The organism is Mycobacterium sp. 852002-30065_SCH5024008 (assembly GCF_001665645.1).
GTDB lineage: Bacteria > Actinomycetota > Actinomycetes > Mycobacteriales > Mycobacteriaceae > Mycobacterium > Mycobacterium paraffinicum.
The window spans coordinates 1-17,158 of the sequence record NZ_LZSZ01000173.1 but is presented as its reverse complement, the minus strand read 5'-3'; the positions used below and the strand labels follow the sequence as shown (position 1 = coordinate 17,158).

Annotated in this window: 12 protein-coding genes; 5 read left to right on the top strand and 7 right to left on the bottom strand. The window is 68.6% G+C overall.

Annotated features, from left to right (window positions below):
• Positions 1-39 precede the first annotated feature (39 nt).
• Complete coding sequence (locus A5781_RS22195; RefSeq protein ID WP_067211967.1) at positions 40-2,973, top strand: MMPL family transporter; 2,934 nt, start codon at positions 40-42, stop codon at positions 2,971-2,973.
• A 4-nt stretch (positions 2,974-2,977) separates the two neighbouring features.
• On the opposite strand, the gene A5781_RS22190 is transcribed toward A5781_RS22195, so the two are convergent.
• Positions 2,978-4,123 (bottom strand): AI-2E family transporter, encoded by a 1,146-nt coding sequence (locus A5781_RS22190; protein ID WP_067211964.1) that lies wholly within the window; start codon positions 4,121-4,123, stop codon positions 2,978-2,980.
• Between the two features lie 168 nt (positions 4,124-4,291).
• On the opposite strand from A5781_RS22190, the gene A5781_RS22185 reads away from it, so the two are divergent.
• Entirely contained in the window at positions 4,292-5,461 is a 1,170-nt protein-coding gene (locus A5781_RS22185; protein ID WP_067211959.1) for a TIGR00374 family protein, read from the top strand.
• On the opposite strand, the gene A5781_RS22180 is transcribed toward A5781_RS22185, so the two are convergent.
• Complete coding sequence (locus tag A5781_RS22180; protein WP_067211955.1) at positions 5,458-6,009, bottom strand: hemophore; 552 nt, start codon at positions 6,007-6,009, stop codon at positions 5,458-5,460. The two genes, A5781_RS22185 and A5781_RS22180, sit on opposite strands and share 4 nt — an antisense overlap.
• A gap of 328 nt (positions 6,010-6,337) precedes the next feature.
• On the opposite strand from A5781_RS22180, the gene A5781_RS22175 reads away from it, so the two are divergent.
• Both A5781_RS22175 and A5781_RS22170 read left to right on the top strand, forming a co-directional pair.
• On the top strand, positions 6,338-9,382 hold the full coding sequence (locus tag A5781_RS22175; protein ID WP_067211951.1) for an efflux RND transporter permease subunit: 3,045 nt from the start codon (positions 6,338-6,340) through the stop codon (positions 9,380-9,382).
• A 59-nt stretch (positions 9,383-9,441) separates the two neighbouring features.
• The gene (locus tag A5781_RS22170; RefSeq protein WP_231987303.1) at positions 9,442-9,930 is read left to right on the top strand and encodes an XRE family transcriptional regulator; all 489 of its coding nucleotides are present in this window, start codon (positions 9,442-9,444) and stop codon (positions 9,928-9,930) included.
• Here A5781_RS22170 and A5781_RS22165 read toward each other — a convergent pair whose 3' ends face one another.
• Together A5781_RS22165 and A5781_RS22160 are read right to left on the bottom strand one after the other, a co-directional pair.
• On the bottom strand, positions 9,931-10,614 hold the full coding sequence (locus tag A5781_RS22165; RefSeq protein ID WP_067211945.1) for a hypothetical protein: 684 nt from the start codon (positions 10,612-10,614) through the stop codon (positions 9,931-9,933).
• Positions 10,611-11,267 carry a hypothetical protein gene (locus tag A5781_RS22160; protein WP_067211941.1) on the bottom strand — a complete coding sequence of 219 codons (657 nt, stop codon included), beginning with the start codon at positions 11,265-11,267 and terminating at the stop codon, positions 10,611-10,613. The genes A5781_RS22165 and A5781_RS22160 overlap by 4 nt, the downstream gene beginning before the upstream one ends.
• 41 nt (positions 11,268-11,308) lie before the next feature.
• On the opposite strand from A5781_RS22160, the gene A5781_RS22155 reads away from it, so the two are divergent.
• Positions 11,309-13,294, top strand: a complete 1,986-nt coding sequence (locus tag A5781_RS22155) for a M13 family metallopeptidase (RefSeq protein ID WP_067211938.1) — start codon at positions 11,309-11,311, stop codon at positions 13,292-13,294.
• Here the strand turns inward: A5781_RS22155 and A5781_RS22150 are convergent.
• From A5781_RS22150 to A5781_RS22140, 3 genes are all read right to left on the bottom strand, one after another.
• Positions 13,278-15,524, bottom strand: coding sequence for a molybdopterin-dependent oxidoreductase (locus tag A5781_RS22150; RefSeq protein WP_067211934.1), 2,247 nt, complete (start codon positions 15,522-15,524; stop codon positions 13,278-13,280). The genes A5781_RS22155 and A5781_RS22150 overlap by 17 nt on opposite strands.
• The gene (locus tag A5781_RS22145) at positions 15,521-16,102 is read right to left on the bottom strand and encodes a TetR/AcrR family transcriptional regulator (RefSeq protein ID WP_067211930.1); all 582 of its coding nucleotides are present in this window, start codon (positions 16,100-16,102) and stop codon (positions 15,521-15,523) included. The genes A5781_RS22150 and A5781_RS22145 overlap by 4 nt, the downstream gene beginning before the upstream one ends.
• 146 nt (positions 16,103-16,248) lie before the next feature.
• On the bottom strand, positions 16,249-17,136 hold the full coding sequence (locus A5781_RS22140) for a L,D-transpeptidase family protein (RefSeq protein WP_067211925.1): 888 nt from the start codon (positions 17,134-17,136) through the stop codon (positions 16,249-16,251).
• Positions 17,137-17,158: the final 22 nt, after the last annotated feature.

Genomic DNA, 17,158 nt, shown 5'->3' with positions numbered 1-17,158 from the left:
CCGATGCGCGGGTCGTTAACGATCCAGTAAGGAGCTTGCGTGTTCGCCTGGTGGGGTCGAACTGTGTACCGCTACCGGTACATCGTTATCGGGGTCACGGTAGCTCTGTGCCTTCTCGGCGGCGTCTTCGGGGTCAGCCTCGGCAAGCATGTCACCCAGAGCGGTTTCTACGACGACGGCAGTCAGTCCGTCAAGGCCTCGGTGCTTGGCGACCAGACCTACGGCCGCGACCGCACCAGCCACGTCGTGGCCACGTTCAGCGCTCCCAGCGGACAGACCGTCGATGACGCCGCATGGCGGGACAAGATCGTCGGCGAGCTCAACAAGTTCAAGACCGACCATCCCGACCAGGTCGTCGGCTGGGCCGGGTGGCTGGCGGCGCCGGAGAGCACGAATCCCCTTATCAAAGGGATGGTCAGCGAGGACAAGAAGCACACGTTCGTGTCCATCCCGCTGAAGGGCGACGACGACGACAGCATCCTCAACAACTACAAGGCCATCGCGCCGGCGCTGCAGAAGCTCGACGGCGGCACGGTGCAGCTCGCCGGCCTCGAGCCGATCGCCAGCGCACTGACCGGCACCATCGCCACGGACCAGCGCCGCATGGAGGTGCTGGCGCTACCGCTGGTGACGGTGGTGCTGTTCCTGGTGTTCGGTGGCGCGATCGCCGCCGGGCTGCCGGCCATCGTGGGCGGCCTCAGCATCGCCGGGGCCCTGGGCATCCTGCGACTGGTCGCGGAATTCGGGCCGGTGCACTTCTTCGCCCAGCCGGTGGTCTCGCTCATCGGCCTCGGCATCGCCATCGACTACGGGCTGTTCGTGGTCAGCCGGTTCCGGGAAGAGATCGCCGAGGGCTACGACACCGAGGCCGCCGTGCGGCGCACCATCATGACGGCCGGTCGCACCGTGACGTTCTCGGCGGTGCTGATCATCGCCTCGAGCGCCAGCCTGCTGGTGTTGCCGCAGGGCTTCGTGCATTCGCTGACCTACGCGATCTTCGCGGCGGTGGGGCTGGCGGCGCTGCTGTCGATCACGTTTTTGCCGGCGTGCCTGGGCATCCTGGGCCGCCACGTCGACGCGCTGGGCGTGCGGACGGCGTTCCGGGTGCCGTTCCTGCGGAACTGGAAGTACTCGCGCGCCTACCTCAACTGGCTGGCGGACCGGCTGCAGAAGACCAAGACCCGCGAGGAGGTCGAGGCCGGTTTCTGGGGCAAGCTCGTCAACTGGGTGATGAAGCGACCCCTGGCCTTCGCCATCCCGATCGCCGTCGGCATGATCCTGCTGGTCATCCCGCTGGGCAACCTGTCGTTCGGCGGCATGAGCGAGAAGTACCTGCCGCCCAACAACCCGGTGCGCCTGGCGCAGGAACACTTCGACAAGCAATTCCCCGGATACCGCACCGAACAGCTGACGGTCGTGATCGAGAGCACCAACCAGAGCAAGGTGACCGACCAGCAGGTGGCCGACATCCGCAGCCGGATCAGTTCCATCTCCGGGTTCACCGACAAGACCTGGGAGGAGCGGCCCTGCCCGACCATCGCCGGCAACCCCTGCGTCGCCGGGCCGAACGGGACGACGGTGCCCAAGGACGGTTCGGTGCGGGTGATCCAGAACGGCCTGCTCAATAAGAGCGACGCCGCCAAGAAGATCAGCGAACTGCGGGCGGTGAGCCCGCCGAAGGGCCTCGCCCTGCTGGTCGGCGGCACACCGGCGCTGGAGCAGGACAGCATCCACAGCCTGGCCGCGAAGGGCCCGCTGATGCTGGTGCTGCTGCTCAGCGCCACGCTTCTGTTGATGTTCCTGGCGTTCGGTTCGGTGGTGTTGCCGATCAAGGCGGTGCTGATGAGCGCGCTGACGCTGGGATCCACCCTGGGCATCCTGACCTGGATCTTCGTCGACGGGCACCTATCGCATTGGCTGAATTTCACGCCGACTTCACTGATGGTGGTGCTCATCGCGCTGGTCGTGGCGGTCGGTTTCGGCCTGGCCACCGACTACGAGGTGTTCCTGGTCTCTCGCATGGTCGAGGCACGCGAGCGCGGCATGTCGACCGCCGAGGCGATCCGGATCGGCACCGCGACCACCGGGCGCTTGATCACGGCCGCCGCGCTCGTCCTCGCCGTGGTCGCCGGTTCGTTCGTGTTCTCCGACCTGGTGTTGATGAAATACCTGGCGTTCGGCTTGATGGCGGCCCTGTTGCTGGACGCCACCGTGGTCCGCATGTTCCTGGTGCCGTCGGTGATGAAGCTGCTCGGCGACGACTGCTGGTGGGCCCCGCGCTGGGCGAGGCGCCTGCAGAACAAGATCGGGCTGGGCGAGATCGACCTGCCCGACGAGCGCAAGCGGCCGACCCTCAACGGGCGGCCCGCGCGGCCCCCGGTGGCGGCCAGCCTGGTCGCCGCCGCGCCGCGCCCGCCTCACGACCCCACGCACCCCGCGGCCCTCGAGCCGTCGCGGGCGACCCGTCCGGGGCCGGCCGAACCCAAGCCCGGCACGGAAGTGCCCGCGGGCGCGGCGATGCGCTCCGCGGCGCCCCCGGCCGATGTCGCCAACACCACCCGTCTGCAGACCCGGCCGGGTCAGCCCACGGAGGCTAAGACGACGCGCCTCTCGGTGCCCAACGCCGCCCCCGCCAGTCCGGCGCACCACCCCGCCCACGAGCGGCCGGCCAATGCCGCCCCGCCCGCACCGGCGCGACCTTCCGCCCCGGGGCCCGCCGCGCCGCCGGCACCACCGTCCGGCGGCGAAACCCGCGCGATCCCGGTGCCCCCCAACCGTTCTGACGACAAGGGCGACGCCGTCGAGCCCACCACCGCCATCCCGTCCATGCGGCCTGAGGGCAACGACCCCGACGCCGCCACGGAGAAGCTGAACCCGCGCGGACAGGCCGATAACGGCGACGCGCGCCAGCGCCGGCGTTCGGGTGGCGGTTTGTCCGCCCAGGATTTGCTGCGCCGCGAGGGTCGGTTGTAGGGCCTCAGTCGGCCTTCGCTTTGGGTTCGTCCGGTTCGGCCTCCATGATGCTGCCCTCGTCGGCCTCTTCGGTCTGCTTCTCGGCTTCGGCGGCCGGATCCGGGGCTAGCAGCACCTGCATCGCGTTGTTGAGGAACGCGACCGTCGGCACGGCCAGCAGCGCGCCGACGATCCCGGCGAGCACCCCGCCCGTGGAGATGGCGAGCACCACCGCGAGCGGGTGAATCGAGACCGCGCGACCCATCACCAGCGGCTGCAGCACATGGGCCTCCAGCTGGTTCACCGCGATCAGCAAACCGAGCGTGATCAGCGCGTACACAATGCCTTTGGCCAACAGGGCGACCACCACGGCCACCAGCCCCGAGATCAGGGCACCGACGAGCGGGATGAAGGCGCCCAGGAACACCAGGGAGGCCAGCGGCAGCGCCAGCGGGATGCCCATGATCGCCAGGCCCGTGCCGACCCCGGCGGCGTCGGTCAGGGCCACCAGGAAAGTGGCGCGCACGTATCCGGTCAGCGACCCGTAGCCGGCCCGGCCGGCCTCGCTTACCCGGCCGCGGACGTCGGCCGGGAAGATCTTGGACACGTAGGCCCAGATGTTCCGCCCGCCGTAGAGGAAGAAGATCAACGTGAACAGCACCAACACCGCGGCCGTGACCAGCTCGGTGATGGTGGCCGCGGTGGACAGGGCGCCGCTTTCCAGCTTCGCCTGATTGTTGCGCAGCGCCTCGATCGCGGCGTTGCCCGCGTTGTCGATCTGTTCGCGGCGCAAATGCGCCGGCCCGTGGATCAGCCAGCGCCGGGTGGACTCGATGCTGCGGGTCACCTGCTCGGTCAGACCCGGCAGACCGTCGATGAACTGAATGACGACGAACGCCAGGATGCCGCCCAGGATCGCGAACCCACCCAGCAGCACCATCGCCACCGCCCCGCCGCGGGGCAGGCCGCGCCGGTCGAGCGAGTCGACCACCGGCAGCAGCAGGGCGCTGACCAGCAGCGCCACCAGCACCGGGACGATGATGATCTCGAGCCTCTTCACCACCCACAGCAGGGCGAGCAGCGCGGCGAGGATGACCAGCAAACGCCAGGCCCAGGCTGCGGTCTTCCGGACGAGGGGTTCGACCGAAGCGTCGTCGGTGTTTGCCGGCATTGGGTGAGCCTATCCGGCGCGGGGCACCGCCAAACGTGCGCGGACCCGTCCGCACGCCGGCCGGCCGCGACCACCCCGGCACGATCCGGTTACGACCCCGGAACTTCCAAGACACGGTCGGCGACGCGCGGCGATCCCCGCGCCACCTGCACCGTTACCCTAAATCACGTGTCGCACGACGCACCCGCCCGCAATCTCGACTTCCCGCGCGAAGAGGCCCCGCGCGGGAAGTACTGGTGGCTGCGGTGGGTGATCCTCGGGATCGTCGCCATCGTGCTTGCCGTGGAGGTCGCCCTGGGCTGGCATCAGCTGGCCAAGGCCTGGATGAGCCTGTACGAGGCGAACTGGTGGTGGCTGCTGGCGTCGGTGGTGGCGTCGGCCGCGTCGATGCACAGCTTCGCGCAAATCCAGCGCACGCTGCTGCGGTCGGCCGGCGTACACGTCAAACAATTGCGATCCGAAGCCGCCATCTATGCCGCCAACTCGCTGAGCACCACGCTGCCCGGAGGACCGGTGCTGTCCGCCACGTTTTTGCTTCGGCAGCAACGGCTTTGGGGCGCCTCGACGGTGGTCGCGTCGTGGCAGCTGGTGATGGGGGGCGTCCTGCAGGCCGTCGGTCTGGCGCTGCTGGGGCTGGGCGGCGCGTTCTTCCTCGGCGCGAAGAACAACCCGTTCTCGTTGCTGTTCACCCTCGGCGGCTTCGTCGCGTTGCTGATTCTCGCCCAGGCCGTCGCGTCACGGCCGGAGCTGATCGACGGCATCGGCGGCCGGGTGTTGTCCTGGGTCAACTCCGTCCGCGGGCGGCCCGCCGACACCGGCCTGGACAGGTGGCGCCAGACCCTGATGCAGCTGGAATCGGTGAGCCTGGGCCGGCGCGACATGGGGGTGGCGTTCGGTTGGTCGATGTTCAACTGGGTCGCCGACGTGGCGTGCCTCGGCTTTGCGGCGTACGCCGCCGGGGATCACGCGTCGGTCGCCGGGCTGACGGTGGCCTACGCGGCCGCCCGCGCCGTCGGCACCATACCGCTGATGCCGGGCGGGTTGTTGGTGGTGGAGGCGGTGCTGGTGCCCGGGCTGGTGTCCAGCGGCATGTCGCTGCCCAACGCGATCTCGGCCATGCTGATCTACCGGCTGATCAGCTGGTTGCTGATGTCCGCCATCGGCTGGGTGGTGTTCTTCTTCGTGTTCCGCACGGAGAACGTCGCCGTCCCGGACGACGAAGAGGCGGTGCCCGACACCGAACCGACCGCGCAGCAGAACCAGCCCGCCAACGATCCGACCGAGACCGCCCTACAGGGCCCGTTACCGCCCGACCGCAGCGCGGAAACCGAGAACTAGCCGGCGGTGTTGCCGCGCGACGGGCCCGACAGCGGGTTGGCCGGCGCCGGTGCGACGGGGCCGGTGGCCGCCGGCGGGGCGGCCGGCGTGCCGGCCAGCGGTGACGCCCCTGCCGCATTACCCGGCAGGGCGGGCAGCCCACCGGCGGCGCCCTGCGCCTGCTGCATCATGCCCATCGCCTGGGTAGGCGAGATCGGCAACTTGCACTGCAGCGACAGGTTGGTCAGGGGCTGGGCGATCGACGTCATGTCGCCGGCCACCTTGGGGTTGGCCTCGAAGTAGGACTTCAGCCCGGTCATCGACTGCGGGCCCGCCTGCTGCTGCAGCATCGAGGTCATCGTCTGGTTGGTCTCGGGATGCGAGTCCAGGTAGTCCCCCATCGACTTGGAGACCGAACCGATCGTCCGGGCGACTTCGCTGGCCGAGCACGGGTCGGTAGCGCCCGTGGCCGGCGGTCCCGCCAGGACGGCGAGGGCGGCGCACGGCAGGGTGCCGGCGATCAGCCCGGCGAAGATTCTGCGGCGCCCGGTGGCGGTGCCTCTCGTCATGGAAACTCCTTAGTGTTTGCGACGTCGCACGCAGCACCGACGCCTCGCAAACGGCTGCAATAGACGGCCTCTTCGATAGCGGAGCTCCCCAGGGCTCCGCGGGCCATCCGACATCCTGCCATCGCCGGCGGCGCCCCTGCCAGCCCGAGCGAGGCCCTGTGAGGAAAATCCCGCCGGTCACCGGCTCACAACGGCTCGGCAGCGTCTTGGCAACAACGCCGTCGTTGCAGCTCAGGAACTAGAAAGCTCACATCATCCACAGGTCGCTGCGGTATTCTCGCCAACACGCGTTACGCGATACACGGGGAGTGACGAAATCCAGCAGCTAATGATGCGCCTCAGCCGCAGCCTGCGTAAGTACCGCTGGTTGGTCTTCACCGGCTGGTTGCTGGCTTTGGTTCCGGCGATCTATCTGGCCTTGACGCAGTCGGGGAACCTGACCGGCGGCGGTTTCGACGTGGCCGGTTCGCAGTCGCTGCTCGTCCACGATCAGCTCGAGGAGCTCTACCACGACCAGGGGTCGTCCTCGCTGGCCCTGGTGGCCGCGCCCCGCCCCGATGCCAGCTACGCCGACATCAACGACGCGGTCGCGCAACTGAGGCAGACCGCCGCCGAGGTCCCCGGCGTCTCGGAGGTGCCCAACCCCACCCAGCGTCCGCCCCAACCCGATCGGCCGTACGTGCTGTCGCTGCGCCTGGATTCCCGCAACACCAGTGACGTCGCCAAGCAGCTGCGCACCAAGGTCGGCATCAAGGGCGACCAGCCCGGCCAGACCGCCAACGGCCGGGTGCGGCTGTATGTGATCGGGCAGGGCGCGCTCAGCGCCGCCGCGGCGCAGAACACCAAGCACGACATCGCCGCCGCCGAGCGCTGGAACCTGCCGGTGATCCTGATCGTCCTGCTCGCCGTGTTCGGCTCCCTCGCGGCCGCGGCGATCCCCCTCGCCCTCGGCGTGTGCACCGTCGTGGTCACCATGGGCCTGGTCTACCTGCTGTCGGCCTACACGACCATGTCGGTGTTCGTGACCTCGACGGTCTCCATGTTCGGGATCGCCCTCGCCGTCGACTATTCGCTGTTCATCTTGATGCGCTTCCGCGAGGAGCTGCGGTCCGGCCGCGAGCCGCGGGAGGCCGTCGACGCCGCGATGGCCACCTCGGGGCTGGCGGTGGTGCTGTCCGGGATGACCGTCGTCGCCTCGCTCACCGGGATCTACGTGATCAACACCCCGGCGCTGAAATCGATGGCCACCGGGGCGATCCTGGCCGTCGCGGTCGCGATGCTGACCTCGACCACGCTGACCCCCGCGGCGCTGGCGACGTTCGGCCGCTCGGCCGCCAAACGATCGGCATTCCTGCATTGGTCGCGCGGGCCGGAGGGTGGCCAATCGCGGTTCTGGAACCGCTGGATCGGCTGGGTTATGCGCCGGCCGTGGATCTCGGCGCTGGCCGCCTCGCTGGTCCTGCTCGTCATGGCCGCGCCGGCCTCCTCGATGGTGCTGGGCAACAGCCTGTTGCGCCAGTTCGACTCGTCGCACGAAATCCGCGCCGGGGTGGGCGCGGCGGCCCAGGCCCTCGGCCCCGGCGCGCTCGGCCCGATTCGGGTGCTGGTCACCTTCCCGGACGGCGGCGCCGCCTCGCCCGAACACAGCCAGACCATCAGCGCGATCCGGCAGCGGATGACGCAGGCCCCGAACATCGTCACGGTGGCGCCGCCGCAATTCGCCGAGGACAACGGCAGCACCCTGCTGTCCGCGGTGTTGTCGGTCGACCCCGAGGACATGCGCGCCCGCGAGACCGTCGGCTGGATGCGCGCGCAGCTGCCCAAGGTGCCCGACAGGGGAACCGCACGAGTGGACGTCGGCGGCCCGACCGCGCTGATCAAAGACTTCGACGACCAGGTGTCCAAGACCGAGCCGCTGGTGCTGGCCATCGTGGCGCTGATCGCGTTCGTGATGCTGCTGCTCTCGGTCCACTCGGTGTTCCTGGCGCTCAAGGGCGTGCTGATGACCCTGCTGTCGGTCGCGGCCGCCTACGGCAGCCTGGTGATGGTGTTCCAGTGGGGCTGGCTGAAGGACCTCGGGTTCGCCCAGATCAGCTCGATCGACAGCACCGTCCCCCCGCTGGTGCTCGCGATGACCTTCGGGTTGTCGATGGACTACGAGATCTTCCTGCTGACCCGCATCAGGGAACGCTTCCTGCATTCCGGCAACACCCGCGACGCCGTCGCGTACGGCGTGAGCACCAGCGCCCGCACCATCACCAGCGCGGCGCTGATCATGATCGCCGTCTTCATCGGCTTCGCGTTCGCCGGCATGCCGCTGGTGGCCGAGATCGGCGTGGCGTGCGCGGTGGCGATTGCCGTGGACGCGACGGTGGTGCGATTGGTCCTGGTACCGGCGCTGATGGCGATGTTCGCGCAATGGAACTGGTGGATCCCGCCGTGGCTGTCGCGCGTGCTGCCGTCGGTCGACTTCGACCGGCCGCTCCCGGAGGTCGACCTCGGCGACGTCGTGGTCATTCCCGACGACATATCGGCGCTGACTGCGCCCAACGCCGACCTGCGGATGGTGCTCAAGTCGGCGGCCAAGCTCAAGCACTTGGCGCCCGACGCCATCTGCGTGACCGATCCGCTGGCGTTCACCGGCTGCGGGCGCAGCGGCAAGGAGAGGCAGGGCGCGCAGCTGCGGGGACCGGACCAGGATCGCGGCCGTGACCCCGGTCAGATTCCCCATCAGGTCAACATCGACGACGAGAAGGCGGGCGTCGCGGTGGGCGCCCCCGAGCGCAGAACCGGCAGCAACGGTCACACCAACGGCACGGCCAAGAAGCTGGTCGGTGGCCTGACGTCACGCAACGGCATCGCCAAGGCGATCGTGGGGTCGGACCGGCCCGTGCACCCGGTCACGTTGTGGCGGGGGCGGCTTTCGGTCGCCATCGACGCGCTGGAGAGCGAGACCGACACCGCGGACCGGTCGGTGTACGAACGCCGCAGCCCGGTGGAAACCACCCACGTTCAGCTGCCCACCGGCGACCGGCTGCTGGTCCCGACCGGCGCCGAGACGCTGCGGCTGAAGGGCTACCTCATCATGTGCCGTAACAGTCGCCGCGATTACGCCGACTTTGCCGATATGGTTGAAACGTTGGAGCCCGAGACCGCCGCTGTGGTGCTGGCCGGCATGGACAGGTACTACTGTTGTCAGTCGCCCAGGCGGGAATGGATCGCCACCCAGTTGGTCCGTCGACTCGCTGATCCGGATCCCTGTGATTTAAACGACGAGCAGGGGTCGTCCGAGGCCGACGCCCACCCCGACTGGGAGGAGATCAGGCAGCGCTGCCTGTCGGTGGCCGTAGCGATGCTGGAGGAGGCGAGGTGACGTTGGCACCTGACCGACGCTCCACACTGCCGTCCCACCGGCCGGCCACCGATCCGCACATGCGCGAGGGCGCCCCCGGCGGCGAATCTCCCAGTGGACCTGTTCAAGACCCCGACCAGCCGGTGGAGTTCTGGCCGACGTCCGCCATTCGTGCCGCGCTGCAGGGCGGCGACATCGCCACCTGGAAGCGCATCGCCGCGGCTTTGAAGCGCGATCCGTACGGGCGGACCGCCCGCCAGGTCGAAGAGGTGCTCGAAGGCACCCGCCCCTACGGCATCTCCAAAGCGCTGTGGGAGGTGCTGGAACGCGCCCGCACCCACCTGGAGGCCAACGAACGGGCCGAGGTGGCCCGCCACGTGCGGCTGCTCATCGACCGATCGGGCCTGGCCGAAGCGGAATTCGCCTCCCGCATCGGGGTGACCGCCGAGGAGCTCATCGCCTACCTGGACGGCAGCACCAGCCCGTCGGCCGCGCTGATGATCCGGATGCGCCGACTGTCGGATCGGTTCGTCAAGGTGAAGTCGACGCGCTCGGCCGACTCCAACTGATCACCTGATCGGCAGCACGTCCGATACCAGCCAGGCATCGCCGTGCTTGGTCAGCGCCACCCGCAGCGCGGGCGCCGACCGGCTGGCGGGCTGGCCCGGCGCGTTCTGGGTGACCCGCAGGATCACCGCCACACTGGCCGCCGACGGCCCGAGGGCCTCGACCCCGGCCGCCAGCGTCGCGGCCTGAGCGGTGACGTTGTGCTGGGCCAGCTCGGCGCTGGTCTTCGTGTACTGCTCTTTGAACGCGGCGGCGTGGTCGGGGACGATCAACGCCGTGGCGCGGTCGATCGAGCTGTCCGGGGCGCCCGGGGTGAACGACGCCATCGCCTCCGCCATGCCCGTTGCGACCCGAACCACGTCGCGGGAGTCGTCCTTGAACTCGCGGTCCGAGCGCGTCCAGTGCGTGTATCCGGTGACCACCGCGGCCACCAGCGCGGCCGTGCACAGCAAGACGACGGCCAATCGCAGGCCCGGCGCGTCGTCATCGGTACCGACGCTGACCGAATCACGGCGCAGCAGCCAGAAATTGACCCCGACTCCCTCGACGATCAACAGCACCAGCACCGAGCACGCCGAAACCCACCACAGCGGCCAGCCCAGAATCAGGCCGATCGCCAGCAACCCCGCGATCGCGGCCACCGGGGCCAGGATGTCGAACGCGAGCAGGCGCCACAAATTTCTCATCGGATGGATTCCAGTCCCGAGATCATCAGCTTCCCGTCCACGTTGACGACGTCGAGCCGCAGGTTCCAGTGCACCGTCTGCGGTTTGGCGCCGGCGTTCTCGCTGACCGACGTCGCGACCAGCATGACCGAATCCAGACGGCTTGCGAAGGGCGGCAACTTGGTGGTGACCACGGGCCGGGAAACGCCGGGCTGGGTGTCCAGGTCGTGGCGCACGGTCTCGACCGCCACCGCGTCGATGCGCCCGGCGCTCTTGGACTGCAGCTTCTCCACCACCTGCCGGTAGGGCTGCATGGCGGCGTCGAAGTCGGTGTTGAGTTCGCCGACCGTCCCGTCGTGCAGCCGTTGCAGGCTGGAGTCGACGTTGCCGCTGTTCATGTTGATCAGCACGCCCGTCCAGTCGGCGGCGGTTTGCATGACGCGGGTGAGGTAGCGGCGTTCGGCCGTGTCGTCGCGATGCCCGGACCAGAGGAAGAACCCGAACACGATCGCGGCCACCGACAGCACGCCCAGGACGGCCGACGCGATGCCGTATGGGGAGAACATCGGGCCGTCGGCGACCTCGGATTCGTCGTCAAGGGGTTCGTCGGGTTCGGCGAGATCTGCCTCTTCCGTTTCCTGGGTTTCTGGCTCGGTGCGCTCGCCGTCGGACATGGCCCGATCGTCGCACCCGACAAAGATGGAAGGATGGCGGGGTGACTGTAGAGGCCATTCGCTCGGGGATCGACCTGAGCCATGTCGACGCCAACACCCGCCCCCAAGACGACCTGTTCGGTCACGTAAACGGCCGCTGGCTGGCCGAATACGAGATCCCGGCGGACCGGGCGACCGACGGCGCGTTCCGACACCTTCACGACCGCGCCGAGGAACAGGTGCGCGACCTGATCATCGAGGCCAGCGAGACCGGCGCGCCCCCGGGCACCGATCAGCAACGCATCGGCGACCTCTACGCCAGCTTTCTCGACGAGGAGGCCGTCGAGCGCCGCGGCCTGCAACCACTGCTCGACGAGCTGGCCGCCATCGACGACGCCGCGGACCCGGACGCGTTGGCCGCGGCGGTGGGTGCGTTGCAGCGCACGGGAGTGGGCGGCGGCGTCGCGCTGTATATCGATACCGACGCCAAGAACTCGGCCCGGTACCTGGTGCACGTCACCCAGTCCGGCATCGGATTGCCCGACGAGTCCTACTTCCGTGAGGAGCGGCACGCCGAGGTGCTGGCGGCCTATCCCGGTCACATCGCGCGGATGTTCGGCCTAGTGTACGGCGGGACCCCGGACGCGCACGCCGAGACCGCGGCCCGCATCGTGGACCTGGAGGGCAAGCTGGCCGCCGCGCACTGGGATGTGGTCAAGCGGCGGGACGCCGAGCTCAGCTACAACCTGCGCACCTTCGCCGATCTGCAGACCGAAGGGAAGGGCTTCGACTGGACCGGCTGGGTGAACGCGCTGGGCGCCACACCGCAGGACTTCGCGGAAACCATTGTGCGGCAACCCGATTACCTCACCGCCTTCGCCGACCTGTGGTCCGGCGCCGACCTGGCGGACTGGAAGGATTGGGCCCGCTGGCGGTTGATCCGCGCCCGCGCGTCCTGGCTGACCGACGAGCTGGTCGCCGCGGATTTCGACTTCTATGGCCGCCTGCTCACCGGGGCCGAGCAGATCCGGGAACGCTGGAAGCGGGCGGTCTCGCTGGTGGAGAGCCTGATGGGCGATGCCGTCGGAAAGCTCTACGTGCAACGGTATTTCCCGCCGGACGCCAAGGCCCGCATCGACGCGCTGGTGGAGAACTTGAAGGCGGCCTATCGGCTGTCCATCAACGAGCTGGACTGGATGACGCCGCAAACCCGGGAGCGTGCGCTGGCCAAGCTGGACAAGTTCGTCGCCAAGGTCGGCTACCCGGCGAAGTGGCGGGACTACTCCAAGGTGGTGATCGACCGCACCGACCTCTACGGCAACTTCCAGCGCGGATACGCGGTCAACCACGACCGCGAACTGGCCAAGCTCGGCGGCCCGGTCGACAAAGACGAGTGGTTCATGACGCCCCAGACGGTCAACGCCTACTACAACCCGGGGATGAACGAAATCGTTTTTCCGGCAGCCATTTTGCAGCCGCCATTCTTCGACGCCGAGGCCGACGACGCCGCCAACTACGGCGGGATCGGCTCGGTGATCGGGCACGAGATCGGGCACGGCTTCGACGACCAGGGCGCCAAGTACGACGGCGACGGCAACCTGGTGGACTGGTGGACCGACGCCGACCGCGCCGAATTCGGCGCTCGCACCAAGGCGCTCATCGAGCAGTACGCGGCGTACACGCCCCGGGGGCTCGACGCCGGCCACCACGTGAACGGCGCATTCACCGTCGGCGAGAACATCGGCGACCTGGGCGGGTTGTCGATCGCCCTGCTCGCCTACCAGCTGTCGCTGAACGGCCGGCCCGCGCCCGTCATCGACGGTCTCACCGGCGTGCAGCGCGTGTTCTACGGCTGGGCCCAGGTGTGGCGCACCAAATCCCGTCAGGCGGAAGCGATCCGGCGGTTGGCAACCGATCCGCACTCGCCGCCGGAGTTCCGTTGCAACGGCGTCATCCGCAACATGGACGCGTTCTACGACGCCTTCGAGGTGTCCGAGGACGACGCCTTGTTCCTCGAGCCGCAGCGCCGGGTCAGGATCTGGAACTGACGGGCACTCCCGCCGGCTCGATCCGGGCGGGCACGTGTTTGTGCCACGGAGTGCCGGCGTAGGGGTCGCGCCATTCCGTCGAGGTGAGCGCGTTGGGGGCGACCCCCGGGGTAACGGTATGCCCGTCGCCGTCGACGTAGTCGAGCCCAAATCCGTTGGGCAGGGCCGCATGTCCGGCCAGCATGGTCTCGGTGATCTCGACGGTAGCCTCGGCGCTGCCGGCCGCGGTGCTGATGCGGGCGCGGCACCCGCCGACGAGCCCGAGCGCCAGGGCGTCCTCGACGCTGACGCGCAACGCCCCGTCCGCGTCGCGTTTACGCCAGGAGGGGTCGCGGAAGATGTCGTTGGCGGTGTAGGCGCGGCGCTCGCCCACCGACAGCACGATCGGGAAATCCGGTGAGGTCAGCCGCGGCGGGGCTGCGGTTAGCGCCCGCAAATCGTCAAGCATCGCAGGGATTTCCAGCGCGATCTTGTGGTCGGCGTGGCTGATCAAGGCGAAGTCGTCCTCGTAGTTGTGGACGGTGAACGTCACCCCGGACGGGGTGTCGAGGATCGCGTCGAACAGCGCGTTGCCGTCGGCGTGACCGGCGCGGCGCACCGCCTCGGGATAGGTCAGGGCGGCCTTCTGGGCGAGCCCCCACAGCGCGGCCGCGCCCTGCAGACCGTCCGGCAGCGTGGGCCCGAGCGTCTCGTAGAGGACATAGGGAAGCAGCTTGGCGACGGTCGGGTTGGTTGCGGTGGCGGTGAGGAAGGCTTCGGTGTAGGCCTGTCGCCCGCGCCGGGCGGCTTCGGACAGTGGCCGCAGATCCGCATCGTCGACCACGCCCAGGGCGCGCACCAGCCGCGCCCAGATCTCCGGCTCGGGCAGCGTCCCCGGCAACGGTTCGAGCAACGGACGGCGCAGCTGAAAAGCGTTGTGCGGGAACTCCAGATTGAAGAACGTGGCTTCCGGCTTCTCGAACTGGGATGCCGCGGGCAGCACGTAGTGCGCGAGCCGGGCGGTCTCGGTCATCGCGACGTCGATGACGACCATCAGTTCCAGCGCCTGAAAGGCCTCCCGGCACGCGGCCGAGTTGGCCAGCGAATGCGCCGGATTGCTGCTCTCCACGATCATGGCCCGGAACCGATCCGGGTGATCGGTCAGGATCTCTTCGGGAACGACGTTGCTGGGCACCAATCCGGAGATGATGGGGGCACCGGTCACCGGCGTGCGCCCGGAGAACTGGCCGAACAGCGGCCCGAACGCCGAATGTAGATGCTGGCCACCCTTTTTCGCGAAGTTGCCGGTGAATATCCACAGCAGCTTGTTCAGGTACGAGCAGAGCGTGCTGTTGGGCGCCTGCTGCACACCGAGATCCTCGAACACCGAGACGCTGGCCGCCGCGCCGATGCGCCGCGCCGCCGTGCGCAACAACTCTTCGTCCACCCCGCACCGTTGCGCGTACTCGGCCACCGGCACCGAGCGCAGCTCGGCGCGGACGGCGTCGGCGCCGCGCACGTGGTCGGCCAGAAACGTTTCGTCACAGAGGTTTTCCTGGACGAGGACGGCCGCCAGCGCGGCCAGGCACCACGCATCGGTGCCCGGTTGCACCCGTAGATGGAAGTCGGACATCTTGGCGGTGTCGGTGACGACCGGATCGATGACGATCATCGACCGCTTCGGGTCCTTGGCGATCTCGTTGAGCACCACCCGGGCGCGGGGAAAGCTCTGCGACATCCACGGGTTCTTCCCGATGAACACCGACACTTCGGCGTGCTCGAATTCGCCTCGCGTGTGACCGCCGTACAGCTGACCGTCGATCCAGGCTTCACCGGTCTTCTCCTGGGCCAAGGCATTTGACCGGTAGCGCGAACCGAGGGCTTTGAGGAACGCGCCGCTGTAGGCCCCGCCCAGGTGGTTGCCCTGCCCGCCGCCGCCGTAGTAGAAGATCTTGTCCCCGCCGTAGGCGTCGCGGATGTGCTTGAAACCCTCGGCGATCTCGACAATCGCGGTGTCCCAGTCGATCTCCTCGAAGCTGCCGTCGGCGCGCCGCCGCAGCGGAGAGGTCAATCGGGCGCCGCTGTTCTGATAGTGGTCCAGCCGCAAGGCTTTGTTGCAGGTGTATCCCTGCGACGCCGGGTGAGCCTTGTCGCCCCTGATGCGGGCCAGCCGCCGATCTTCGACTTGGACGACGATGCCGCAGTTGCACTCGCACAGGATGCACGCCGTGGACTTCCATTCACAAGTCATCGCGGGACGTCCTTTCTGTTCGCCTCGGCCGACAGCAGGTCACGTAGCTGGCGGTGCACGACGTCGAGGGGGGTGAGGTCGCGGCGCACCCGGGCCAGCACGATCGCGCCCTCCAGCGCGGTGGTGGCCAGCATCGCCAGGTCGCCGGCCCGCGCGCGCGGTATCCCGTCGGCGATGAAGCGCTGCGCGATCAGGTCGTTCCAGCGGTCGAACACCGATGCGGCCCGATCGACGACGGGCGCCATGCGCTCTTCCTCACCGGCCTCCACGGAAACCGCGACCACGGGGCAGCCCGCGCGGAAGTCGCTGTCGAGCAGTTGGCGGCGATACTTCTCGATCAGGGTGTCCATCAACTGGGGGCCGTTCTTGGCGGCGGAGATGATCGCGGCGACGTGCTCACCGGCGTAATCCACCGCCTCGCAAAGCAGTTGGGTCCGCCCGCCCGGAAAGTAGTGATAGGCCGATCCGCGCGGCGCGCCGCTGTGCTCGAGGACGTCCGAGATCGCGGTGGCGTGCGCCCCCCGCTCCCTGATCAACAGCGCGGCGGAGATCACCATCCGCTCGCGTGGACTGCGCATCGCCGCTCCTTCGGGCCTAGCTTATGTATGATGCTATACATAATCGGCGGGCCGGCGAAAGCCCCAGAAGCATGCACTCACCGACAGACGCAAAATCGCCCAATTCCGCGTCGGAATGGGCGATTTTGCGTCTGCTGGGCTGAAGGCTAATTGATCCAGTCGGCCGAGCCGTCGTTCTTCTTGTAGTTTCCGCCGCTGGAGTTCTTCACGATGACGGGATCACCCGGGCCGAAGTTGTCGAAGAACCACTTGGCGTTGGTGGGGCTGATGTTGATGCAGCCGTGGCTGACGTCGCGCTTGCCCTGATCGTCCACCGACCACGGCGCGCTGTGCACGTAGTCGCCGACGTTGTCGAAGCGGACCGCGTCCTCCACCGTCACCTTGTAGCCGTAGGTCGAGTTGACCGGAACCCCGTAGGTCGAGGAGTCCATCACCACCGACGCCTTCTTGTCCTGCACGTAGTAGGTGCCATTGGGGGTCTGGTGGTTACCGGACGTCATGCCCATCGACATCGGGAAAGTCTTCTCCACGGTGCCATTGCGCGTGACGGTCAGCTGGTGGGTGGCGTCGTCGGCCGTGGCGATCAGCGTGTCGCCGGTCTGGAAGTTGGTCACGGTGCCGCCGGCGTCGACGGTCACCGCGGTGTGCGCGGGCCAGAAGCTCAGCGGGCGCCAGCGCAGCTGGGTCGGGGTCATCCAGTAGAACTTGCCCGACACCGGCGGCACGGACGAGACGTGTACGGCGTTGATGGCCGCGCCGGCGTCCTCAACCGGTCCGGGGAAGTTGATGATGATCGGCTGGGCCACACCCACCGTCGAGCCGGTTTTCGGGACGAACGAGGGCGGCCCGAACGGCGGCGTGCCGGTGAATGGGGTGGGATTCTGCCCGTCAGCCGAGGCCGCGGCCGGTTGCGCCGCCGGGGGCATCCACGGCGGTGCCGGCGCAGCCGGTGGCGGCGGTGGCGCCGGCGCGTCGGGGGGAGGCGGCGGCGCGAACGGGTCGGGCGGCGGCGCAGGCCTGTCTCTTATACACATCTGACGCTGCCGACGATCGCAT